The sequence below is a fragment of the Bradyrhizobium sp. LeoB3 genome, from assembly GCF_055456055.1.
The window spans coordinates 32,476-54,457 of record NZ_JBVBEF010000046.1 but is presented as its reverse complement, the minus strand read 5'-3'; the positions used below and the strand labels follow the sequence as shown (position 1 = coordinate 54,457).

Sequence of the window (21,982 nt, the reverse complement as noted above, 5' to 3'; positions counted from 1 at the left end):
CGAGGGTTCATGTGCGCGCTGCGATGATCGCGAGCGCATCACTGCCCTTGATCGGCTGATCGGTCGGCAACTTGAGGAAATCAGCGGGCGCACCCGAGATCGCCTGGTCGAGCAGCGCGCGATAGCGGCGGCGCGGGATTTCGAGCGCGCCGAAGCTGCGCAGGTGCTCAGTGACGTATTGCGTGTCGAGCAGCTGAAAGCCGCCGGCAATCAGCCGCGCCACCAGATGGACCAGGGCGACCTTCGAGGCGTCGCGCGCCGTATGGAACATGCTCTCGCCGAAGAAGGCGCGCCCCAGGCTGACGCCGTAGAGACCGCCGACCAGTTCGCCGTCCTGCCAGGCCTCGACGCTGTGGCAGTGGCCGAGCCGATGCAGCCCGACATAGAGCTCGCGGATGCGGTTGTTGATCCAGGTGTCCTCGCGTCCTTCCGCCGGAGCGGCGCAGCCGGCGATAACGGCCTTGAACGCGGTGTCGACCGTCACGGTGAACGCATCGGAACGCACCGTGCGCGCCAGCCGCGAAGTGATGCGAAAGCCGTCGAGCGGGATCACGCCGCGCATTTCCGGTTCGACCCAGAACAGCGTGGGATCGTCGGCGCTCTCGGCCATCGGAAAGATGCCGCAGGCATAGGCGCGCAGCAGCACGTCGGGTGTGATCTCGGATGCGGCGGAGTCGCGCGATGTCATGGTTGGAGAATAGCAGGCGAGCGGGGGCGGCGCGATAGGGGCCGAGCTAGCTCGCGGCGGCGCTGGCGGATTTCGCCGTTGCGCCGCTGGCACGCGGAAAGCGTACCAGGATGCGCGTGCCGCTATGGTTGGGGTCGCGCTCGACGCTGGCCTCGAGCTTGGAGGCCATGGCGCTGACGATGCGCTGGCCTAGGCCCGTGGAGCGCGGGTCGGCCTTGACGTTGAGGCCAACGCCGTCGTCGGAAATCGCCAGCAGCAGATCATCGCCCTCGGCCTTGAGCTCCACATGGATCGGGCCGGCGCCGTCGGGATAGGCGTACTTCACCGCATTCATCACCAGCTCGTTGACGATGATGCCGATCGCGACCGCGCGATCGGGATCGATCTCGATCGGTTCGGCCTTCGAGGTCAGCCGCGACATCCGGTTGCCTTCAGCCGAGCGGCGGAGATCTTCGAGCAGGGATTCCAGATATTGGTTCAGCAGCACGCTCTTCAGGTCGTGCGAGGTGTAGAGCCGACGGTGGACCTGGGCGACGGCAGCGACGCGGCCCATCGCGTTGGTGAGCGCCGCCTTGACGTCGTCCTGTGTCGCCGAACTCGCCTGCAGGTGCAGGAGCGAGGCGATGATCTGCAGCGAGTTGCCGACGCGGTGATTGACCTCACGGAGCAAAACCTCGCGCTCGGCGGCGAGCGCAGCGAAGCGGTCGCGCGAGGCGTGGATCTCGGCTTCCGCCTCGTCGCGCGCCCGCTGCAATTCCGCCTGACGTAGCGCGCCGTTGATGGCGACCTGGAGCAGCGGAATGAATTCGCCGTGGATGTCCTTGACAAGATAGTCCGCCGCGCCGGCCTTCAGCGCGGTGACGGCGATCGCGGAATCCTGTGAGGCCGTGACGAACACGACCGGTGGCGCGTCGGGAATTTTCAGGATCTGCTCGAGCGTCTCGAGCCCGTCGAGACCCGGCATGTACTGGTCGAGCGCGACCACGTCGATGCCGCCTTGTGCGATGCGATCCAGCCCCTGCTGGCCGCTTGCCGCGTGCACCACCTTCAGCCCGAGCCGCGTCAGGCCGCGGTCGACAAGCCGCGCCAGCGCCTCGTCGTCGTCGATGTAGAGCAGGGTGGGGCTCGTGGTGCTCATGCTGCTGCTGGCGGAACCTGAATGACCGAGAAGAACAGTCCGAGCTGGCGGATTGCGTTGGCGAAGCTCTCGTAGTTCACCGGCTTCGTGATGTAGACGTTGCAGCCGAACTCGTAGCATCGCTTGATCTCCTGCGAATCGTCCGTGGTGGTCAGCACCACCACCGGGGTCGACTTCAGGTGCTTGTTCTCCTTGACCCGTTTCAGGATATCGATGCCGGTCATGTCGGGCAGGTTGAGATCAAGCAGGATGAGCAGCGCGCGGCCCTTTTGGTCGATGCCGCTTCCATCCGGGCCGAAGAGATAGCCGACCGCATCTGTACCGTTCCTGAACGGCAGGATCTCATTGTTGACACCGGATCGGCGAATATTCCGCTCAATCAGCCGCGCGTGGCCTTCATCGTCTTCGATCATGATAATGGTGACTGGATTGCTCATACATCTGCCTTCCGCTTGGCGGCCCAGTTGACTGGAAGTGTTATCGTGAATGTGCTGCCCTTGTGAAGTTCCGAGGCGACCGACATGGTTCCCCCAAGACGTCGCACCAGCGCCCGCACATGCGCGAGCCCGATGCCCTGGCCGGGCTTGTCCTGAGTTCCGGCCCGGCGGAACAGCTCGAAAATGCGCTGGTGATCCTTGGGATCGATACCGCGGCCATTGTCGCTGATTTCGAAGATCGCAAAGCCAAGCTTGGTGCGTCCGCGGATTGCGATGTCGCCGGGAACACCGTCCCTCAGATATTTGAGCGCATTGTCAATGAGATTGGAGAAGATCTGCTCCAGCGCAAGACGGTCGCTGGTGATATCAGGCAATGGCTCGATGCGGATTTGCGCATTCGCCTCGGCCGCCTGATGCGCCACGGTGGCGGCGATGCCCTCGATCAGCTCGCGAGTGTTGATCCGGTCGGGACTGAACTCGCGCCGACCTTCGCGGGTGAGATTGAGGATCGCGGTGATCAGGCGATCCATCTTGGCGATCGAGGATTTGATGAAGCCGAGCGCCTCGGAGAAATCGTCGGAGAGCTGCTTGTCGGCGCTCTCGAGCACAGGCTCGGCGCTGTCGGTGGCGTTCTGCGGCAATGCGGCAGCTTCCGAGGCGCTGTGGCTCAGGGCGGCGATCCGCTTGAAGATGTCGCCGCGCAGCTCCTCGAGCTCGCCGGTAAAGCCCATGATGTTGACGAGCGGCGAGCGCAGGTCGTGGCTGACGATATAGGCAAAGCGCTGGATCTCGTCATTGGCCTCGCGCAGATCGGCGGTGCGCTCCTGCACGCTGGTCTCCAGGGTGACGTTGAGGTCCCGGAGCTTGGTCTCGGCCTCGTCGCGGACGCGCGTGGAGCGGCGCACCTGGAACGCCGCGATCGCGCCAAGCGCAATCACGATGCACGATCCGGCGATGGTGACGGAGGACGCCAGTATCTGCGAGCGGTCGGCATTGGCCGTCCGCAAATCGAACAGCCGCTCTTCCTCGGCGTGCATCTTGTCCGTCACGTCGCGGATGATGGCATTGGTGTTGCCGGCGGCCGCCTCGCGGACCAGCGCCGCGGCGCTGGCGGGTTCGTCCCGCTTTATGAAATCCATTTCGCGCCTGAACTGATCGAGCCGGATGTCGATTGCCGCGCGCATCTTCTTCACGTTCTCGACCTGAAGCGGATTGTCGACCGTGAGCTGCGCCAGCTTATCCGCATAGGGGACGACGTTGGCCACCGCCTGTTCATGGTCGGTCAGGAATTCCGGCCAGCGGGTCAAGAGATAGGCGCGGGCCGCGCTTTCGGCACGGCGGAGCTCGAGCAGTACGGCATTGATCTGGTTTTCCACCTCGACGGTGTGGACCACCCAGGCGCTATCCTGGCGCGCCTTGTTCACCAGCAGGACCGACCCGGCGCTGATCGCAACCAGCACCACGAGCCCCGCCGCGAGCAGCAGGATCTGCCCCAATGCGCGCCGGCGCTTGGCGTCAGACGTCACGGGTGCCTCGTGTCATGGATCCAGTGGAATGCAAGCGGTCCTCGGGGATGGGACATCCCGGTCGCTGCAAACGCACGGTTCCGTGCTTTGTTCCATGCGTAATGGAACTGGCTTGGGTGTCTGACTTGGGCCGTCAGCCGATGGTCGGCTGCCCGGCGAGATACTGCTCCAGCCAGTGGATGTGATAGTCGCCATCGATGATGGAGGGCTCGCGCACCAGGGCGCGGAACAGCGGCAGCGTGGTCTCGATGCCGTCGACGACCATCTCGTCCAGCGCCCGGCGCAGCCGCATCAGGCATTCGCCACGGGTCTTGCCGTGCACAATCAGCTTGCCGACCAGCGAGTCGTAATAGGGCGGGATGACATAGCCCTGGTACACGGCGGAATCGATCCGGACGCCCAGGCCGCCGGGCGGGTGGTACTGCGAGATGCGTCCAGGCGAAGGGCGGAAGGTCTGCGGGTTCTCCGCATTGATGCGGCATTCGATGGCGTGGCCGATGATCGCGACCTCGTCCTGCTTCGCGGGCAGGTCGCCGCCGGCGGCAATCCGGATCTGCTCAAGCACGAGGTCGATATCGGTGATGCTCTCGGTGACGGGATGCTCGACCTGGATGCGGGTGTTCATCTCGATGAAATAGAACTCGCCGTCCTCGTAGAGGAATTCGATCGTGCCGGCGCCGAGATATTTCAGATCCCGCATCGCCTTCGCGCAGGTTTCGCCGATCTTTGCGCGCTGGGCGGCCGAGAGGACCGGCGAGGGACCTTCTTCCCAGACCTTCTGGTGGCGCCGCTGCAGCGAGCAGTCGCGCTCGCCGAGATGAATGGCGCCGCCGCGGCCGTCGCCGAGCACCTGGATCTCGATGTGGCGCGGCTTCTGCAGGTATTTCTCCAGATACACCGACGCGTCGCCGAAGGCGGATTTCGCTTCGGTTGCGGCGGTGGAGAGGGCCAGCGCCAGATCGGCTTCGCTGTGCGCGACTTTCATGCCGCGCCCGCCGCCGCCGGCGGCGGCCTTCACCAGCACCGGGAAGCCGATCGACCTGGCGATCGCCATTGCATCGTCATCAGAGCTTACGGCGCCGTCGGAGCCGGGAACGACGGGAATGCCCAGTCGCTTGGCGGTCTTCTTGGCCTCGATCTTGTCGCCCATCAGGCGGATGTGCTCGGCCTTCGGACCGATGAAATGCAGATTGTGCTCGGCCAGGATCTCGGCGAAGCGGGCGTTTTCGGAGAGAAAGCCGTAGCCGGGGTGCACCGCCTCGGCGCCCGTGATCTCGCAGGCCGCGAGCAGGGCGGGAATGTTGAGATAGGAGTCCTTCGACGGCGGCGGCCCGATGCAGACGCTCTCGTCCGCAAGCCGCACATGCATGGCATCCGCGTCAGCGGTCGAATGCACGGCCACCGTCGAAATGCCGAGCTCCTTGCAGGCGCGCAGCACGCGAAGCGCGATTTCACCGCGGTTGGCTATGAGGATCTTGTCGAACATGTGCTTCCAGCTCGCGGGCGGCGAATGGCGACTAGCGAGTGGAGTTGTCTCTTCACCATTCGCTATCCGCTACGCGCCATTCGCTATTCGATAATTACCAGCGGCTCGCCGAATTCGACGGGCTGGCCGTCCTCGACGAGGATCTGCGTCACGGTGCCCGCGCGTGGGGACGGAATCTGGTTCATCGTCTTCATCGCTTCGATGATCAGCAGCGTCTGTCCGGCTGATACCTTGCTGCCGACCTCGATGAAGGGCTTTGCGCCCGGCTCCGGCGCCCAATATGCGGTGCCGACCATGGGCGAGGGCACTACGCCCGGATGTTTGGCGAGGTCGGTCGCGGCAGTGGCAGCCACGGGTGCAGCCACCGACAGGGCCGGTGCGACGGCCGCCGGCACGGCCGCGGCAATGCTGACGTTGCGCGCGACACGCAGGCGGACGCCCGCGCGCTCGATCTCGATCTCGGTCAGTTGGGTCTCGTCGAGCAGGAGCGCGAGTTCGCGGATGAGCGCGGCGTCATCCTTGTCGTTGTCTTTGCCGGGCTTTGCGGCGGATTTGTCGTCTGGCTGGCGCGCCATGATCTTGGTCCGAAACTCTCTGTCTGATGACGGGGAATGCGTCAGGCTGTCGCCTTGGCGCCGATCCTGGCGGCGAGGCCTGATATCGCGAGGCGATAGCCATCGATGCCGAAGCCGCAAAGCGACGCAAAGGCGGCTTTAGCAGTGAAGGAATGATGCCGGAAGCTCTCGCGGGCATAAATATTGCTGATATGCACCTCGACGGTCGGAATTTTCACCCCGACCAGCGCGTCATGCAGTGCGATCGAGGTATGGGAATAGGCCCCCGCATTGATGATGATGCCGACCGCCTGCTTCGCCCGCGCCTCATGGATGAAGTCGACCAACTCGCCCTCGCGATTGGACTGCCGGCAGTCTGCGGTGAGGCCAAACTGGGCCGCGGTATCCCTGCAGAGCTTCTCGACATCGGCGAGCGTGGCATGGCCATAGGTCTCGGGTTCACGGGTCCCGAGCAGATTGAGGTTCGGGCCGTTGAGCACGTAGATCGTTGCGGCAGGGACCTGGGCCATCCGGAATTCCAAGAAATAGCGCTAAAGCGTTCTGGCAGGACCCTTTCGGAAACCGGGGGGTCCGGGTCCTGCTCCAAGTCGCGGGTTTATAGGTAACAACGGACCAGAGGGAAAGCTTTAGGTTTGTGGGAAACCGGTTCAAGCGGCTCATTCGCGCCGTCAGATAAGCCGGCTAACTCATGGAAAACGCTAATTAACCAACTTCTGTGGAAAAAGCCCCACGGGCGGCGCCCGGCGGGCAGGAAAAAACGAGGGCGGGTCTAACCCGCCCTCGTTTGGGAGCTGCCGTTAACCCTCAAGAATGTAGACGATCTCATGCGTCTCGGGACGCACGATCACGTAGCGGCCGCCAACCAGGATGAACTGATAGCCGCGCCACTCCGGATAGATCTCGACGATCCGGGACGGCAGTGGGTGGAAACGCACCGTCGAAGGCACGGCGGTGCCGACTGCGACGTTGAAGTTCACGTTCTTGACTTCCTCGACCCGCTCCGACCTGATCGCGGAGACGATCTGGGTCCGCTTCTCGGGCGGCGGAGCCGCGGTTGCCGAGGTTGCGGCATTACCGGTCGTGGTCTGCGAGCGGCTGGTGTCGGTTGCACCCTTCTGCGTCTCCACGCCGCTCTTGTCGCGGCTTTCGGCGGCGGTGCCGCCGCTCTTGTCGCGAGTCTCGGCATTCATGCGATCGCGACCTTCGCGGCCTTCGGCGTTCATGTTGCTCCGGTCACGATTGTCGCGACCTTCAGCCTTCATGTCCTTGTCGCCTCTGGTCCTCTCGTTATCCGAGCTCATGCTCTTCGACTTCTGACCGGGCGCGTTGGTATCCTGCGCATTCCTGTCGGCCGCGCCAGCCTTGTCGGAATCCGACCTCATGCCGGACGAGCCTGAGCTCTTTCCAGACTGCTCGGCGCCACTCGTACCCGTGGTGCCGTGTTCACGGTTCATCGTGCCCGAAGACGCGCCACCGGATGGCGAGCTGTGCTGCGTTGTGGCGCCGCCACCGGACGACGGTGACTCTCGACCCATGCCGGTGCCCTGCGCGTTCGCAAAGCCGGTTCCCGCGATCAGGGCCGCTGTCGCGACCGAAATCAACAAGCGGTTAGTCATTTCGATTCCTCCTCACAAAGTCCTGCATTGCCCGCGCCGACAACGAAAGCAGGAGAGCGATGTTCCGAGCTGAGAGCGGTTCCACGCGGTTTGTTTTGTGAATGCGCGATGAACGGAAGCGTGCAGAAACGCTCAAACAAAAAGGCCGGCTGCGAAGCCGGCCTTTGCGCATCCGAGATTGTCTCGCAGTGATGTCAGCACGTCGCCTTGCCGCAACGGGCGATGCCGATCTTTTCTTTCAGATTCTCCAGCCCGACCGCGCCGATCACGACCTGCTTGCCGATGACGTAGCTTGGCGTGCCGTTCATGCCCATGGCTTCCGCGAGCTTGAAGTTCTCCTCGATGGTCGCCTTCGCTTCCGGGCCCGCCATATCCTTCTCGAGCCTGGCCATGTCGAGGCCGACTTCCTTGGCGACCGCCATCGCGCGTGCCTTGTCGGCGGCGCCACGGCCGCCGAGCAGCTTCTGGTGGAAGTCGAGATATTTCTTGCCTGTCGGATCCTGCATGCGCACGGCGACGGCGACTTGCGCCGCTTCCACCGAGCCCTGGCTCAGCACCGGAAATTCCTTCAGCACGACTTTCAGCTTGGGATCGGCCTTCATGAGGTCGATCATGTCGACCATCGCGCGTTTGCAGTAGCCGCAGTTGTAGTCGAAGAATTCCACGAAGGTGACGTCGCCGTCCTTGTTGCCGAGCGTCACGCCGCGCGGCGAGTTGAAGATCACATCCGCATTCTTCGCGATGCTCGCCTGATGCTTCTCGGCCTCGGCCGCGGCCTGGCGCTTGGTCAGCTCGGTCATCGCCTCCTCGAGCACCTCGGGATGCGTGACCAGGTAATTGCGCACGATGCTCTCGATGTCGCTGCGTTGCGTATCGGAGAAGCCTTGCGCGGATGCGGGCAGGGAGGCGCCTGCGAGCGCTGCGGTGAGCAGGGCGGGAGCAAGAAAACGGAGCGGGCGCATGTGCAAATCCTTGTGAGGTTTGGCAATCGTTGTAGACGATTTACGTTGATGGCTAGTTGTTTTTCTGACCCGGCAGCGGCTTGGCGCTCACAATATCGTCAGCCTTGACCCAGCCGGGGGTTCCGATGGCAAAGCGCGTCTTGGCACGCGAGGCCAGCTCGCGCGCGGTCTTGCTGTCGCCGCGCAGATAGGCGGCCTGGGCGGAAGCGAGGTCCGCTTGCGCATAATCGCCCTTGCGGCCATAGGCCATGGCAAGCTGGGTATAGCCGATCGGCGCCTCGCTCTCGCGCGCCACCGCGGCGCGCAGGATGTTGATGGCTTCATCGGTGTAGGCGTTGTTGCTGGTCGCGACCAGCGCCTGGCCCAGCAGCATCTCGATCAGGGGCGCGTTGCCCGAGAGCTGCACCGCCCTTCGCAATGGCGCGATCGCCTCCGCCGGCCTGCCGCCCTCGAGCAGCGCCTGGCCGCGCAATTCATAGAAATAGGCGTTGTTCGGCTGCGCCTGAATCAGGCCGTCGATTTGGGCCAGCGCACTGCGGAGATCGCCGTGCAGATAGGTCGAGATCGCCCGCGCATAGCGGGCGGGCAGGCCGTTGTTGGACGAAGGATAGCGGCGATAGACGGTGTCCTGCCGCTCCATGAATGCGGAGATCTTGGCGCGCACCATGTCGTGGCGCATTTGCAGCGCGGGATCATCCTTCTTGTCCCAATAGGCGCTGGAACGCGCGATCTCCGCCAGCGCCGCCACGCGATCAGCGGGCATTGGATGCGACATCAGATACGGATCGGCGCCGCGAGTTGCGAACAGGCTTTCGTCGGTGAAGCGCTTGAACGTTTCGTACATGCCCTTGGCGGACTGGCCAGTCGCGTTCAGGAATTTCACGCCGGCGCGGTCGGCGTTCTCTTCCTGCTGGCGCTGATAGGAGAGCAGCGTTCGGCGGATCACTTCCTGCGGCGCCGCGACCGCCGCGGCACCGGCATTGGCGAGGCCGTTGCTGCTGCCACCGCGTGCGCCTGCGACCATCGCGCCGGCGCCGAGCAGCATGGCGATGATCATCTGGGTCTGCGCCTGCGCCAGTTGCTCGCGGAGCTTTGCGAGATGGCCGCCGGCAAGATGTCCTGTCTCGTGCGCGAGCACGCCGATGATCTGGTTCGGCGTCTCCGACTGCATGAGCGCGCCGTAGTTGACGAAGATACGCCGGCCGTCCGCAACGAAAGCGTTGAACGTGCCATCGTTGATGATGACCATCTGGATGTTCTGCTTCTCCAGTCCCGCAGCGCGCAGGATCGGCCTCGTATAGTCGCGCAGCAATTGCTCGGACTCGGTGTCGCGAAGGATCGGCGGGCCCTTGTTCTCCTGCGCCAGCGCCATCGTCGGCGCGACCGCCAGCGCGATCGCGGTGGCGAGTGCGGTCAATTTCAGGGTCTTCTTGCGAAGCGCGAAACGGAGCAGCATGGAGCGGTCTTAGCGATTGGCGGCGGGCCACGGACAATATATGCCCTAACAAACCGCCGAATGCGGCCAGTCTGGGGCGCAACCGGTCGTTACGGAACCCGAAACCGGCGACGCCGGCCCAAATAGCAGATATCCATGCCCGAAGCGACATTTAGAGACCGCGTGAATCACCTTTTGACCGCTTCGGGAAGGAGCGAGGTTCCGCCCTTCATGGTTATGGACGTGATGGCGGCGGCGGCGCGAATCGAGGCGGCCGGCGGGCATGTGATCCACATGGAGGTCGGCCAACCGGCGGCGCCGGCGCCGAAAGTGGCGATCGCGGCAGCTCACGCGGCGCTCGACGATGGACGCATCGACTACACCTCCGCGCTCGGTATTCCCTCGCTGCGTGCGCGCATCGCGCGGCATTATCGCGAGACGTATGGATGCGAGGTCGATGCCGAGCGCGTCGTGATCACGACGGGCTCGTCGGGCGGCTTCATCCTGGCGTTTCTCGCAATGTTCGAGCCGGGCGATCGCGTTGCGGTGACCGTGCCCGGCTATCCGCCGTACCGGCATATCCTGAGTGCGCTCGGCTGCGAGCCGGTGCTGATCGAGACAACGAACGAAACGCGGCATGCGCTGACCGGCGAGGCCCTGCTCGACGCGCATCGCAAGGCGCCGCTCAAAGGCGTTCTGGTGGGCAGCCCCGCCAATCCGACCGGCACGATGATGTCGCGCGAGGCTCTTGCAAGCCTGATGGCGGCGGCCGAGAGCGCCGGCATCCACTTTATCTCGGACGAGATCTATCACGGGCTCGACTACGCCTTTCCGGCAGTGACGGCGGCCGAATTGTCCCCACACGCCCTCGTGATCAACTCGTTCTCGAAATATTTCTGCATGACCGGTTGGCGGGTCGGCTGGATGGTCGTGCCCGAGCCGCTGGTGCGCCCGATCGAGCGGCTGCAGCAGAACCTCTCGATTTCGGTGCCGACGCTGTCGCAGATCGCCGCCGAAGCCGCCTTCGATGGCCGCGAGGAGATGGAAGCGATCAAGCGCGGCTATCAGGAGAACCGGCGTATCCTGATCGAGGGGCTGCCGAAGGCGGGGCTGACCAAGTTCCTGCCCGCGGATGGCGCATTCTACCTTTATGCCGATGTGTCGGACTTTACGTCCGACAGCTTCGAATTCGCCCGCCTGATGTTGGAAAAGGCCCATGTCGCGGCGACGCCGGGTGTCGATTTCGATCCGATTCATGGCCGCGCCTTCATCCGTTTTTCCTATGCGCGGTCCGCAGAGGAGATGCAGGAAGCGGTTGCGCGGATCGCTGGTTGGCTTAAATAGCCCGCCAGTTTGTCACACCCCCGGAGTTGACCTTGTCCGTCAGATCGGTATCTGTTTCCGCCGCCGCCAGGCATTTTCCTCTTGCTTCGGTGCTGTGGCCGAACCGGTCGGGTGATTTCTCCGGATTGTTGCGCGGGATCGTCCTGGTATTCCTGGGTACAGCGCTGCTGACGCTGTCGGCCAAGGTCAATCTGCCGCTGCCCTATGTGCCGATGACGCTGCAGACGCTGGTGGTGCTGACGATCGGCGCTGCCTACGGCTCATGGCTGGGAACGGCGACCGCGATCGCCTATCTGGCGGAAGGCGCGATCGGCTTTCCGGTGTTTGCCGGACCGGTCGGCGGCCTCGCGCCGCTGATGGGGCCGACGGCCGGCTATCTGTTCGGCTTCGTGGCGGCGGCGTTCGTCACCGGTTGGCTCGCCGAGCGCGGCTTTGACCGAAGCGTCGTCCGGCTGTTTGCAGCGATGGCGCTCGGCCACATCATCATCCTCGCGGCCGGTTTTAGCTGGCTCGCCTTCGGTGTCGGCCTGGGGGCCGAGAAGGCATGGCTGGTCGGGATCGTGCCGTTCGTCGCGGGCACGCTCGTCAAGACCGCGCTCGGGGCCGCGCTGCTGCCGGCCGCACGGCGGCTCGCCGATCGCCGCCTGTAAGCGAGCCTCGGGCGAGGCGCCTGCCAATCTGATTTTCCGAGATGGTCATCGCCGCATCGCTCGGCGGATCGACCTTGCGCATCTTCGAGTAGGAGTGAGACTCATGGCAACGATTGCGACGAGCGAGCCTGCCGAGGCCAGCACATCAAAACCGTGGTACCGAATCCTCTATGTCCAGGTGCTGATCGCGATCGTGCTCGGCGTCGTGGTCGGCTGGTTGTGGCCGGCGCTCGCGACAAATGACTGGATCAAGGCGCTCGGCGACGGCTTCATCAAGCTGATCAAGATGGTGATCGCTCCGATCATCTTCTGCACGGTGGTCTCGGGCATCTCCCATATCCAGGACGCCAGTAAGGTCGGGCGCGTCGGGATCAAGGCGCTGCTCTATTTCGAGATCGTCTCCACCTTTGCGCTGATCCTCGGCCTGATCATGGGCAACCTGTTCCAGATCGGCCATGGGCTCGCAGCAAAACCCGGGGCGGCGGACGTCGCGAACGCCACCAAGTACGCGGATCAAGCGCACGCTCAGAAGTCGGTCGATTTTGTCCTCAACATCATCCCCGACAGCGTGTTCGGCGCGTTCGCGCGCGGCGACATCCTGCAGGTGCTGCTGTTTGCGATCCTCTTCGGCTTCGCGCTGATGGCGATGGGCAAACGCGGCGAGCGGCTGCGCGATATCATCGACGATGGCGCACATGCGGTGTTCGGCGTGATCAGCATCGTCATGAAAGCGGCGCCCGTCGGCGCGTTCGGCGCGATGGCCTTCACCATCGGCAAGTTCGGTCCCGCGGCGCTCGGCAACCTGATCGGCCTGATCGCGCTGTTCTACGGCACCGCCGCGCTGTTCGTGGTGCTGGTGCTCGGCCTGATCGCGCGGGTGATGGGCTTCAGCATCTTCAAGTTCATCGCCTACATCAAGGATGAGCTGTTGATCGTGCTTGGCACCAGCTCGTCCGAGAGCGCGCTGCCGCAATTGATGGAAAAGCTGGAGCGGCTCGGCTGCTCCAAGCCGGTGGTCGGGCTGGTGGTGCCGACCGGCTACTCCTTCAATCTCGACGGCACCAACATCTACATGACGCTGGCGACGCTGTTCATCGCGCAGGCACTTGGCGTCGATCTCTCCTTCGGCCAGCAACTGACCATCCTGGTCGTCGCGATGCTGACCTCGAAGGGGGCGAGCGGCGTCACCGGGGCGGGTTTCATCACTCTCGCGGCGACGCTGAGCGTGGTCAATCCGGCGCTGGTGCCGGGCATGGCCATCGTGTTCTCGATCGACAAGTTCATGAGCGAGGTGCGCGCACTGACCAACATCACCGGCAACGGCATCGCCGCGGTGTTCGTCTCATGGTGGGAGGGCGAACTCGACCACAAGAAGCTGCACGCCAATCTGAACAAGCAGATCGATCCCTCCGACGTCGAGACGGCGATCACCACGGACTGACCTGCCGGCGAGCTTTTCTGCGCGGCAAACGCAACGATAACGGGGCGCACCATTTCCCATGGTGCGCCCCGTTCCACATGGAGCAAATCGTTCTGAAGGAAGCCAGCTAGGACTAGCGGTAGACGACCAGGCGAAGATCAGGCCCGCCGACACTCCGTCCAAGGGTCCCGTTTGGCGGCCGATCGCCCGCATGGCCATTTTGCGCGAAATGCGCAATAAACCTTGAATGTTGCGTGATGCGAGCATATACGGCGGCCGTTTGCTCGTTTCTCTGGCGGAAATGCGCAAAATGATCGAATGAGCGCTTTGCGCGGGAGAAAACAGAAATGCAGGTTCCAATTAAGCGGGCGATCGAGAAGGTCCCTGGCGGGATGATGGTGGTCCCGCTGTTGGTCGGGGCGCTTATTGCGACCTTCTTTCCCGAGACTCCGAAGTTCTTTGGCTCCTTCACCGGCGCGCTGTTCTCCGGCGCACTGACGATTCTCGCCGTGTTTTACGTTTGCATGGGCGCGAGCATCGATTTCCGCGCGACCCCCTACATCGTGAAGAAGGGTGGCACCCTACTGATCGTGAAGGTTGGCGTTGCCGTTGTCCTCGGCCTGATCTTCGGCCGCATTTTGGGAGAAGCGCCGGTCGCTGCTGGCATGTTCGCGGGTGTGTCGACTCTCGCGATCGTCGCCGCCATGAACGACACGAATGGCGGCCTCTATATGGCGTTGATGGGCCAATATGGACGTCCGCGTGACGTCGGCGCCTATACCATCATGTCGCTGGAGAGCGGTCCTTTCCTCACCATGATCACCTTGGGCGTCGCCGGCCTCTCGGCATTTCCATGGCAGACCCTCGTGGGCGCTATCTTGCCTCTGATGGTGGGCATGATCATCGGCAATCTCGATCGCGAGATGCGCGACTTCCTGAGCCGCGCGGTGCCTGTGATGATCCCGTTCTTCGCCTTCGCGCTCGGCGCCGGCCTCGATCTGTCGAAGGTCTGGCACGCCGGTCTACTCGGCCTCGGCATGGGAGTGGCCGTGGTGGTTCTGACCGGAATCCCGCTGTTCTTGGCCGATCGCATCACTGGCGGGAATGGTGTCGCGGGTGTTGCGGCGGCCTCGACGGCCGGTAATGCTGCGGCAGTCCCGGCGATTGTCGCCGCGGCCAATCCGGCCTATGCGGACGCGGCGCGGCCTGCGACCATCCTCGTCGCGGCATGCGTCGTGGTTACCGCAATCCTCGTGCCGATCGTTACGGCCTGGACGGCCCGCGTTGTTGGTCGCGACGTCGAGGAGCCTGCAGAAAAGGACCAGGCTTCTGCCGGTAACATGACCCCCGCGGTGCGCTCGGCTGTCACTGAGGCAGGTCACTGAAGATGGCCCTCAAAGCGTTTTCGAGCGAAGTGGATACCGGTTCGCGTCAAGAAAATGCGCCAAGCCAGAGCTGGCTGATCGTCGCTGACGATCTCACCGGTGCCGCGGATTGTGCGATCGCCTTCGGCAGAAGGGGGCGTGCGGCTGCGGTGACGTGGGGTGAGGTGACCGACGCGTCGGGTTACCAGCTGCCCGTCCTGGCCTACGATGCAGCGAGTAGAGGCCTTTCGGGCGGAGCCGCTGCAGCCCGCCATGCCGATGTGCTGGCGCGCCTCTGCGAACCCGGACGTATTCTTTTCAAGAAAATCGACTCGACGCTGCGGGGGCAACCTGCAGCGGAGACTGCCGCCGCGATCGCGCATCTCAAGTCACGGTCGGGTCCGGCCTTCGGCGTGTTCGCGCCGGCCTTTCCGGCCACCGGCCGCACCACAATCGACGGGCGCATCCTGGTCAAAGGCCGCCCCCTCGAGGAGGCCGAGGTCTGGCGGCGCGACCACACCTATTCGAATGCCGATCTTGTCGACGTTCTCGCGACCGCGGGCATTCGCGGTGAGAAGGTCGAGCTCGCTGCCGTGCGCGGTGGCGATCTCAAAGCCACATTCGCGAGGCTGGCCGGGGAGGGCGATGTGGTCGCGGCCTGCGACGCCGAGACCGAACACGATCTGCATTTGATCGCGGAGGCGAGCCTGCATGCATCGCCCGCAACTTTCTTCATCGGCAGCGCCGGCCTCGCGCATGCGCTGGCCGGCCTCGAAGACAGCCATATCGTCGAGCCACTGCGCATTCCGACGAGCGCATCCGGCACCCTGATCGTGGTGGGCTCGCTCGCCGGCGCATCTCGCACTGCCGCGCGCCGGCTGGAGGCGACCGGCACCGTGGTGCATTTCCCGGTCGCGCCGGAGACGCTGCTCAACGATGGTGCCGGCCGGGCGGCGCTCGCCGCGGACGTGATGAAACGACTTGCCGGCGGCGGCGATGCACTGGTTGAGATCATCATGGATGATCATCCCGACATGTCGCTCGGCCCACAGCTCGCCAAGGGTCTTGCCGACGCTCTAGAGGCCGTCGCACCCGCGATCGGCGCCTTTGCTGCGACGGGCGGCGAAACTGCCGCGGCGCTGCTGTCGCGCTTCGGCGTCAACGGCATCCGTCTTGCCGACGAAATCGAGCCGGGCGTGTCGCTCGGCCTCACTCTTGGCCGATTATCCGTTCCGATCGCCACCAAAGCGGGCGCGTTCGGTGACGAGCACAGCCTCATCCGCATCAGCGAGCGCCTTCGCGCCGTCCGAACCAGAGGAAGTTTCATATGACCAGTCCGACCATTGCGATCACCATGGGAGATCCGGCCGGTATCGGGCCCGAGGTGATCATGAAGGCGCTGGCGCAGCCGGAGGTGCAGGCGATCTGCAATGCGCTGGTGATCGGCGATGCCAACCGTTTGCGCAAGGCCGGTCAGATCGTCGGCCTCTCGCTTGAGGTCGATGCGTTGAGCGACGCGAAGGAGGCGAATTTTGCGTCGAAGGCGGTGCAGTGCGTTGACCTGAAGCTGGTGCCGGACGATCTGCCGTTCGGCAAGGTTTCGGCAACGGCAGGTGAGGCGGCTTATCGCTACATCGAGAAAGCCGTGCAGGTGGTGCAGGCAGGGCTCGCTCAGGGCATCTGCACCGCGCCGCTCTCCAAGGAAGCGCTGCATGCGGCCGGCCACAAATATCCCGGCCATACCGAGCTCCTGGCGCATCTGACCGGCACGCCGGAAGTGTCGATGATGCTGGTGTCGCCGAAACTCCGCGTCATTCACGTGACCACGCATATCGGCCTGCTCGATGCGATCGAGAAGATCGAGCCCGGCCTCGTCGAGCGTGTCATCGCACGCGGATATGACGTGCTGGTGCGCGCCGGCATCGCCAATCCGAAGATCGGCGTCTGCGCCATCAATCCGCATGCCGGCGAGAACGGGTTGTTCGGTCGCGGCGAGGAAGCCGCCAAGATCACGCCGGCCGTGGAAGCCTGTCAGCGCAAGGGCTGGGACGTGCGCGGCCCCCTGCCTGCCGACACGCTGTTCTTCCTGGCCGGCCGCGGCGACTACGACATGGTGGTCGCGATGTATCACGATCAGGGCCATGGACCCATCAAGGTGCTTGGGTTGGAAGCCGGTGTAAACATCACGGTTGGCATGCCGGTGATCCGCACCTCGGTCGATCACGGGACCGCCTTCGACATCGCGGGCAAGGGCATCGCCGACGAACGCAGCCTGATCGAGGCGCTGCGGCAGGCGGTCGATCTCGCGCCGAAGAAGGCGGCTTGAGGGGCTGGGCCTTATCGTTCGAGACGCCCGGTACGCGGGCTCCTCCGGATGAGGAGCTCGATGTGGGTTAAGCGCTTGTATTGCGCGGCCGATCCATCGTGGTATCCATCGGCCGTGCCGCGGAGCCGATACGGTCGAGCTCGGCTGACGCAATGAATCTGTGGGCTGAGGTTCGATGTCGATGCGCAGCAAGGAGCGTCACGCTCGTCTGTTGGAAGCACTGAACGCAGGAGAGATCGATGTCGACGATCTCGCGCGGCGCTTCGACGTCTCCGCCTCCACCGTGCGGCGCGACCTGCAGCATCTCTCCAAGAACAATGTCGTGCGCCGCACCTATGGCGGCGCCATTCTCACCGCCCACGCAAACGAGACGACGCTCGAGCAGCGCCTTGCGGTCCAGGGCAAACAGAAGCAGGCGATCGCGCACGCAGCGATCGATCTGATCGAGGACGGCGACACGCTGATTCTCGATGCCGGCTCGACGGTCGCAGCCTTCGGCCGACTGCTGCAGCAGCGGCGGCTGCGCATCATCACCAACAATCTCGCGCTGCTGCCCTTCCTCGCCAAGGCTCCGACCATAGAGCTTGTGGTGCTGGGCGGCGCGCTGCGCACCACCAGCATGAGCACCATGGGGCCGCTCGCCAACGAGGCGCTGCGCCGCATGACCGCGGACCGCGCCGTCATGAGCGCCGACGGCGTGGTGGATGGCCGTGGCCTGTGCGAAGCGGATCTCGAGCAGGTCGCACTGAAGTCGCTGATGATGCAGCAGTCGAAAGAAGTCATCGTTCTCGCCGACGCCAGCAAGCTCGGCCGCGCCGAACAAATGGCCTGGGCGCCGCTGCCGCCGCGCTGGACGCTGGTGACTGATCTCGGCGCATCCGACGAGCAGCGCAAGCGCCTCGCCGATGCGGGAGCGCGCTTGATCGTTGCTGGCGTTCGCTAGAGCATTTTTCGGTTCTGATGGAATCAGAACCGAACTCTAGATTCTAATTTTGACGCGTTTTCTGCGCAGATAAGTCTACGCAATCTGCGTAAACTTGATTGCTATGCGAACCGGTGTCCACCCTCGGATCAAGTCCGAGGGCATGCTTCGCTCGAAAACGCCCTAGCCCCCGCCACCAAAGCGGCGCGACCACCAGCCGGCCTTGCGGGGCGCCGGAGCCTCGGTCGCCGCTGCAGGCGCAGGTTCCGCGATGGCCGCAGGCGCAGGTTCGGCGGCCGGCGCGGGAGCGGGCTCTGCCGGCGGAATCGGCTCGGATTCGCTTTGCACCACGACGGGCACGGGCTCGGGCTGCGAGGCGAAGCTCACTTTCTCGCGCACGGTCGAGCGGCGACGCATCGCGCGATCATTCTCCTGCGCAGGCTCCTCGGCCTCGGGCGCGGCGACGCTCACCGGCTCCGGCTGAGGGGGCGGGCTCTTGGCCGGCTCCAGCTCGAACTCGGGCTCGGCGACCGGTTCGGGCTGAACCAATGTCTGTGCAGGCTCGGGCGAGCCGCCGTCGAAATCGGCGACGGCGTCCGCGGCTTCCGGCTCCGCGCGCGGGCCGAGCTCGTCGGCAATCGAGGCGGCAAGACCCTCATCCGCACCATGGCCGCCACGGCGGCGGCGTCCGCCGCGCCGTCCACGCCGGCGCGGACGGCGTTCGCCGTTCTGGCCTTCACCACGAGCCGACTGCTCTTCGCTCTCGTCCTCGTCGGTCTCGACTTCCTCGGCGGCAATGCCGTCGTCGGTCTCGGGCGCAAGCGGCAACGCCTCGCCATCCTCGCGCGGCACACCGCCCTCGCGGACTTCGCCGCCGCCACCGCGGCCGCGACGCCGCCGGCGCCGCCTTCGGCGCGGACCGTCGGCCTCTTCGCCGGCGCTCGTTTCGTCGCTCAGGCCTTCCGTTTCCTCGGTCTCGATCTCCGCCTCGATGTCGAACGGTTCCTCGTCGTCATAGGCCTCTTCGAGCTGAGGCGGCGCGGACGCGGCCTGCGCCGCGAGCAGCGCCTTGGCGGCTTCCAGCGTGTGCACCTGCTCGCCGCGGTCGATGATGTAGGACTGCTGGCCGCTCACGGTCGCATCCGCCGCCACCGAGATCTGGACCTTGAAAGCGGTTTCGAGATCGCGCAGATGGCCGCGCTTGTGGTTGAGGACGTAGAGCGCGACGTCCGTGCGGGTGCGCACCACGAGATTGTGAGTCGCGCCCTTCATCAGGATTTCCTCGATGCCGCGCAGGAGCTGCAGCGCCACCGACGAGACCGAGCGGACATGCCCGGAGCCGCCGCAATGCGGGCAGGGCTCGGTCGAGCTCTCGAGCACGCTGGCGCGGATGCGCTGGCGCGACATCTCGAGCAGGCCGAAATGCGAGATGCGCCCGACCTGGATGCGTGCGCGGTCCTGCCGCAAGCAATCGGAGAGCTTGCGCTCGACCGCGCGGTTGTTGCGCTTCTCGTCCATGTCGATGAAGTCGATGACGATCAGGCCCGCGAGGTCGCGCAGGCGGAGCTGTCGCGCGACTTCCTCCGCTGCCTCAAGATTGGTCTTGAGCGCGGTGTCCTCGATGTGATGCTCGCGCGTGGCGCGGCCGGAGTTGACGTCGATCGAGACCAGCGCCTCGGTCTGGTTGATGACAATGTAGCCGCCAGAGCGTAGCTGCACAGTCGGGGAGAACATCGCGTCGAGCTGGCTTTCGACGCACATCCGAGAGAACAGAGGCTGGCCGTCGCGGTACTGCTTCACCGCGCGGACATTCTCCGGCATCAGCATCTTCATGAAATCGCGCGCCTCGCGGTAGCCGGCTTCGCCCGCCACCATGATCTCGTCGATCTCCTTGTTGTAGAGGTCGCGCAGCGAGCGCTTGATCAGCGAGCCTTCCTCGTAGACGAGGGTGGGGGCCTGCGACTTCAGGGTCAGGTCGCGCACGGTTTCCCACATGCGGATCAGATATTCGAAATCGCGCTTGATCTCCTGCTTCGAACGCGAGGCCCCGGCCGTGCGCAGGATGATGCCCATACCCTCGGGCACGTCGAGATCCTGCACCACTTCCTTGAGCCGCGAGCGATCCTGGGCCGAGGTGATCTTGCGGCTGATGCCTCCGCCGCGCGCGGTGTTAGGCATCAGCACCGCATAACGGCCGGCGAGCGAAAGATACGTCGTTAGCGCCGCGCCCTTGTTGCCGCGTTCTTCCTTGACGACCTGCACCAGCATCACCTGCCGGCGCTTGATGACTTCCTGGATCTTGTACTGGCGTCGCGGGCGGAAGGGGCGCTCCGGCACCTCCTCGAGCGCGTCGTCGCCGCCAACGGATTCGACGACTTCCTCTTCTTCTTCGCCGTCTTCGCCTTCCTCGTCGTCCTCATCGTCATGCGCTTCGTCGCCGAGCGGCTCGGCGCCATGCTCGTCATGCGGCGCAGCCTCCGCGACGAGTTCCGCGGGGGCATGCTCATCGGACGCTGGATGCTCCTCGCCGGGTTCCGCGGTCGGTTGCGCATCCTCGGCGTGGGCGGCGTTTTCCTCGACCTGCTCCTCTCGCGCGCGCTCGGGCTCGTGATTAACCTCGATCTCGGCCCCGACATCCGGAGCGGCAGCGGCGGCCGATGCCTCGACCGCGGCGACAACCGGGTCGGCTTGCACGTCCGCTGCAGCGGTTTCGCTCAGAGCAGGCGCATGATCATGGTCGTCATGAGCATGACGGTCGTCACGGGCATGTTCGTGTTCGCCGTGCTCGTGCCCGTCATGATCGTGCTCGTCATGACGGTCGTGCTCGTCAGCATGCTCTTGTGCTTCGTGCTCATGGTGCTCATGCGCATCGGCGCCGAGCTCGTGCTGCTCGGCTTCCGCATGAAGCGCGTGATCCTCATCGGCCTGCGGATCGAGCGGCTCGGCGCCCTCGACGACCTCGCTCTGAACGCGCTCGCCATGACCGCGGCGGCGGGCATTGCGGTGCCGGGAGCGGCGGCGGTGAGGCCGGCTTTCGCTCTCCTCCTCGGCCTCGCGATGGGCGCGTTCTTCCGCCTCGATCAGCGCCTGACGGTCGGCGACCGGGATCTGGTAATAGTCTGGATGGATTTCGCTGAAGGCAAGGAAGCCATGGCGGTTGCCGCCATACTCGATGAACGCCGCCTGCAGCGACGGCTCTACGCGTGTCACCTTGGCGAGGTAAATATTGCCGCGCAGTTGCTTGCGTTGGGCAGTCTCGAAATCAAATTCTTCGACGCGATTGCCGCGGACCACGACGACCCGGGTCTCTTCCGGGTGGGTGGCATCGATCAACATCTTGTTGGGCATTCTGGAGCTCTTGAAGGCGGCGGGCGCGTAGCATGGCGCGCGCAGATTGCGCCGCCCGGTGACGCGACGGTCCACCTGATTCGGGGGTGAGGGGAAGGCCAAAACGCAAATCGGAGCGCCGTGCGAAGCCCGGCCCCACCGGAACAAACCGACGTGCGGAGCTTTCGCCTCGCGTGGTCGCGATCGTCTCGGGGGTGTTGGTCGGCAACACAGTCTGGCGCATCAAGCGGTTGGCCCGTCTGAACATATTCTGGCGGCAAACAATACCGCCGCATCTTTCGCTGAAGGCCCGGCGCGGCGCCAAAGCGCTCGCCGGCCAATCGCATATTGGGCCCCTTCTTTGACCATGAACCTTTCGGAAAACTGGTGTCCAGTTTTCCGGATCATGCTCTGGGGCCGAATAATCAGTTCTGCCGTGTCTCGCCCCATGCCACACAGAATGTGTCTGGGGCTGAACGCCGCTCGGGCTCAAACCGCCACTCCATGTCAGCCGCGCGCAGCGCTGGCTGGGGAGGGACCGGGAAAAAACGCTGGCACCTTCAGGCTCGAAGGTTCCACCGCTGCACCGGGAGGCTGAACGCGACACAACTGGGAGTATTAGCCGTCAGCACTCCGTACATACGTGGATTGGTCGCTGCACGCAAGGGAGCGTCGCGGCGAGGCAACAGTCGAACCATTTCGCCCGTGCGGTATTAGGGTCTCGTTAACCCTGTGGTTCTAATGCGGTATGACGACGGCTCGGAGG

19 protein-coding genes are annotated in these 21,982 nt (G+C 64.5%); 8 read left to right on the top strand and 11 right to left on the bottom strand.

Annotation, left to right across the window (positions count from 1 at the left end; all coding sequences use genetic code 11):
* Positions 1–7: 7 nt before the first annotated feature.
* The 10 genes from aat to ACZXDY_RS26100 form a co-directional block, all read right to left on the bottom strand.
* A complete protein-coding gene (gene aat / locus ACZXDY_RS26145; RefSeq protein WP_464347494.1) occupies positions 8–688 on the bottom strand; it encodes a leucyl/phenylalanyl-tRNA--protein transferase in 681 nt (226 codons plus the stop codon).
* A gap of 46 nt (positions 689–734) precedes the next feature.
* The gene (locus ACZXDY_RS26140; protein WP_464347493.1) at positions 735–1,826 is read right to left on the bottom strand and encodes a sensor histidine kinase; all 1,092 of its coding nucleotides are present in this window, start codon (positions 1,824–1,826) and stop codon (positions 735–737) included.
* Positions 1,823–2,263 (bottom strand): response regulator, encoded by a 441-nt coding sequence (locus tag ACZXDY_RS26135; protein ID WP_028164172.1) that lies wholly within the window; start codon positions 2,261–2,263, stop codon positions 1,823–1,825. The genes ACZXDY_RS26140 and ACZXDY_RS26135 overlap by 4 nt, the downstream gene beginning before the upstream one ends.
* Positions 2,260–3,789, bottom strand: a complete 1,530-nt coding sequence (locus ACZXDY_RS26130; RefSeq protein ID WP_464347492.1) for a sensor histidine kinase — start codon at positions 3,787–3,789, stop codon at positions 2,260–2,262. The genes ACZXDY_RS26135 and ACZXDY_RS26130 overlap by 4 nt, the downstream gene beginning before the upstream one ends.
* A 133-nt stretch (positions 3,790–3,922) precedes the next feature.
* On the bottom strand, positions 3,923–5,275 hold the full coding sequence (accC, locus tag ACZXDY_RS26125) for an acetyl-CoA carboxylase biotin carboxylase subunit (RefSeq protein WP_028164174.1): 1,353 nt from the start codon (positions 5,273–5,275) through the stop codon (positions 3,923–3,925).
* A gap of 83 nt (positions 5,276–5,358) precedes the next feature.
* Positions 5,359–5,850, bottom strand: coding sequence for an acetyl-CoA carboxylase biotin carboxyl carrier protein (gene accB, locus ACZXDY_RS26120; protein WP_028164175.1), 492 nt, complete (start codon positions 5,848–5,850; stop codon positions 5,359–5,361).
* Positions 5,851–5,891: 41 nt separating this feature from the next.
* A complete protein-coding gene (gene aroQ / locus ACZXDY_RS26115; protein WP_464347491.1) occupies positions 5,892–6,359 on the bottom strand; it encodes a type II 3-dehydroquinate dehydratase in 468 nt (155 codons plus the stop codon).
* A gap of 288 nt (positions 6,360–6,647) precedes the next feature.
* Positions 6,648–7,466 (bottom strand): DUF1236 domain-containing protein, encoded by an 819-nt coding sequence (locus ACZXDY_RS26110; RefSeq protein ID WP_464347490.1) that lies wholly within the window; start codon positions 7,464–7,466, stop codon positions 6,648–6,650.
* Between the two features lie 194 nt (positions 7,467–7,660).
* Positions 7,661–8,428, bottom strand: a complete 768-nt coding sequence (locus tag ACZXDY_RS26105; protein ID WP_464347489.1) for a DsbA family protein — start codon at positions 8,426–8,428, stop codon at positions 7,661–7,663.
* Between the two features lie 52 nt (positions 8,429–8,480).
* Complete coding sequence (locus ACZXDY_RS26100) at positions 8,481–9,884, bottom strand: M48 family metalloprotease (RefSeq protein ID WP_464347488.1); 1,404 nt, start codon at positions 9,882–9,884, stop codon at positions 8,481–8,483.
* Positions 9,885–10,019: 135 nt separating this feature from the next.
* Here ACZXDY_RS26100 and ACZXDY_RS26095 point away from each other — a divergent pair, with 135 nt between their 5' ends.
* The 7 genes from ACZXDY_RS26095 (at position 10,020) to ACZXDY_RS26065 (ending at position 17,910) form a co-directional block, all read left to right on the top strand.
* A complete protein-coding gene (locus tag ACZXDY_RS26095) occupies positions 10,020–11,207 on the top strand; it encodes a pyridoxal phosphate-dependent aminotransferase (protein WP_464347487.1) in 1,188 nt (395 codons plus the stop codon).
* A 92-nt stretch (positions 11,208–11,299) separates the two neighbouring features.
* Positions 11,300–11,857: a biotin transporter BioY gene (locus tag ACZXDY_RS26090; protein ID WP_464347503.1), complete on the top strand. Its 558-nt coding sequence runs from the start codon at positions 11,300–11,302 to the stop codon at positions 11,855–11,857.
* Positions 11,858–11,960: 103 nt separating this feature from the next.
* On the top strand, positions 11,961–13,298 hold the full coding sequence (locus tag ACZXDY_RS26085) for a dicarboxylate/amino acid:cation symporter (protein WP_028164182.1): 1,338 nt from the start codon (positions 11,961–11,963) through the stop codon (positions 13,296–13,298).
* Between the two features lie 326 nt (positions 13,299–13,624).
* On the top strand, positions 13,625–14,662 hold the full coding sequence (locus ACZXDY_RS26080; RefSeq protein WP_464347486.1) for a 2-keto-3-deoxygluconate permease: 1,038 nt from the start codon (positions 13,625–13,627) through the stop codon (positions 14,660–14,662).
* Positions 14,663–14,664: 2 nt separating this feature from the next.
* A complete protein-coding gene (locus ACZXDY_RS26075; RefSeq protein ID WP_464347485.1) occupies positions 14,665–15,972 on the top strand; it encodes a four-carbon acid sugar kinase family protein in 1,308 nt (435 codons plus the stop codon).
* A complete protein-coding gene (gene pdxA, locus ACZXDY_RS26070; RefSeq protein WP_464347484.1) occupies positions 15,969–16,967 on the top strand; it encodes a 4-hydroxythreonine-4-phosphate dehydrogenase PdxA in 999 nt (332 codons plus the stop codon). The genes ACZXDY_RS26075 and pdxA overlap by 4 nt, the downstream gene beginning before the upstream one ends.
* 175 nt (positions 16,968–17,142) lie before the next feature.
* Positions 17,143–17,910 carry a DeoR/GlpR family DNA-binding transcription regulator gene (locus ACZXDY_RS26065; RefSeq protein ID WP_028164185.1) on the top strand — a complete coding sequence of 256 codons (768 nt, stop codon included), beginning with the start codon at positions 17,143–17,145 and terminating at the stop codon, positions 17,908–17,910.
* Positions 17,911–18,072: 162 nt separating this feature from the next.
* Here ACZXDY_RS26065 and ACZXDY_RS26060 read toward each other — a convergent pair whose 3' ends face one another.
* Positions 18,073–20,583 (bottom strand): Rne/Rng family ribonuclease, encoded by a 2,511-nt coding sequence (locus tag ACZXDY_RS26060; RefSeq protein ID WP_464347483.1) that lies wholly within the window; start codon positions 20,581–20,583, stop codon positions 18,073–18,075.
* Positions 20,584–20,616: 33 nt separating this feature from the next.
* On the opposite strand from ACZXDY_RS26060, the gene ACZXDY_RS26055 reads away from it, so the two are divergent.
* Positions 20,617–21,327 (top strand): hypothetical protein, encoded by a 711-nt coding sequence (locus tag ACZXDY_RS26055; protein WP_464347482.1) that lies wholly within the window; start codon positions 20,617–20,619, stop codon positions 21,325–21,327.
* Positions 21,328–21,982: the final 655 nt, after the last annotated feature.

Coding starts and splice junctions, on each gene's coding strand:
- aat (WP_464347494.1), bottom strand. CDS start 688: ATGACATCGCGCGACTCCGCCGCATCCGAGATCACACCCGACGTGCTG.
- ACZXDY_RS26140 (WP_464347493.1), bottom strand. CDS start 1,826: ATGAGCACCACGAGCCCCACCCTGCTCTACATCGACGACGACGAGGCG.
- ACZXDY_RS26135 (WP_028164172.1), bottom strand. CDS start 2,263: ATGAGCAATCCAGTCACCATTATCATGATCGAAGACGATGAAGGCCAC.
- accC (WP_028164174.1), bottom strand. CDS start 5,275: ATGTTCGACAAGATCCTCATAGCCAACCGCGGTGAAATCGCGCTTCGC.
- accB (WP_028164175.1), bottom strand. CDS start 5,850: ATGGCGCGCCAGCCAGACGACAAATCCGCCGCAAAGCCCGGCAAAGAC.
- aroQ (WP_464347491.1), bottom strand. CDS start 6,359: ATGGCCCAGGTCCCTGCCGCAACGATCTACGTGCTCAACGGCCCGAAC.
- ACZXDY_RS26110 (WP_464347490.1), bottom strand. CDS start 7,466: ATGACTAACCGCTTGTTGATTTCGGTCGCGACAGCGGCCCTGATCGCG.
- ACZXDY_RS26105 (WP_464347489.1), bottom strand. CDS start 8,428: ATGCGCCCGCTCCGTTTTCTTGCTCCCGCCCTGCTCACCGCAGCGCTC.
- ACZXDY_RS26100 (WP_464347488.1), bottom strand. CDS start 9,884: ATGCTGCTCCGTTTCGCGCTTCGCAAGAAGACCCTGAAATTGACCGCA.
- ACZXDY_RS26095 (WP_464347487.1), top strand. CDS start 10,020: ATGCCCGAAGCGACATTTAGAGACCGCGTGAATCACCTTTTGACCGCT.
- ACZXDY_RS26085 (WP_028164182.1), top strand. CDS start 11,961: ATGGCAACGATTGCGACGAGCGAGCCTGCCGAGGCCAGCACATCAAAA.
- ACZXDY_RS26080 (WP_464347486.1), top strand. CDS start 13,625: ATGCAGGTTCCAATTAAGCGGGCGATCGAGAAGGTCCCTGGCGGGATG.
- ACZXDY_RS26075 (WP_464347485.1), top strand. CDS start 14,665: ATGGCCCTCAAAGCGTTTTCGAGCGAAGTGGATACCGGTTCGCGTCAA.
- pdxA (WP_464347484.1), top strand. CDS start 15,969: ATGACCAGTCCGACCATTGCGATCACCATGGGAGATCCGGCCGGTATC.
- ACZXDY_RS26065 (WP_028164185.1), top strand. CDS start 17,143: ATGTCGATGCGCAGCAAGGAGCGTCACGCTCGTCTGTTGGAAGCACTG.
- ACZXDY_RS26055 (WP_464347482.1), top strand. CDS start 20,617: ATGATCATGGTCGTCATGAGCATGACGGTCGTCACGGGCATGTTCGTG.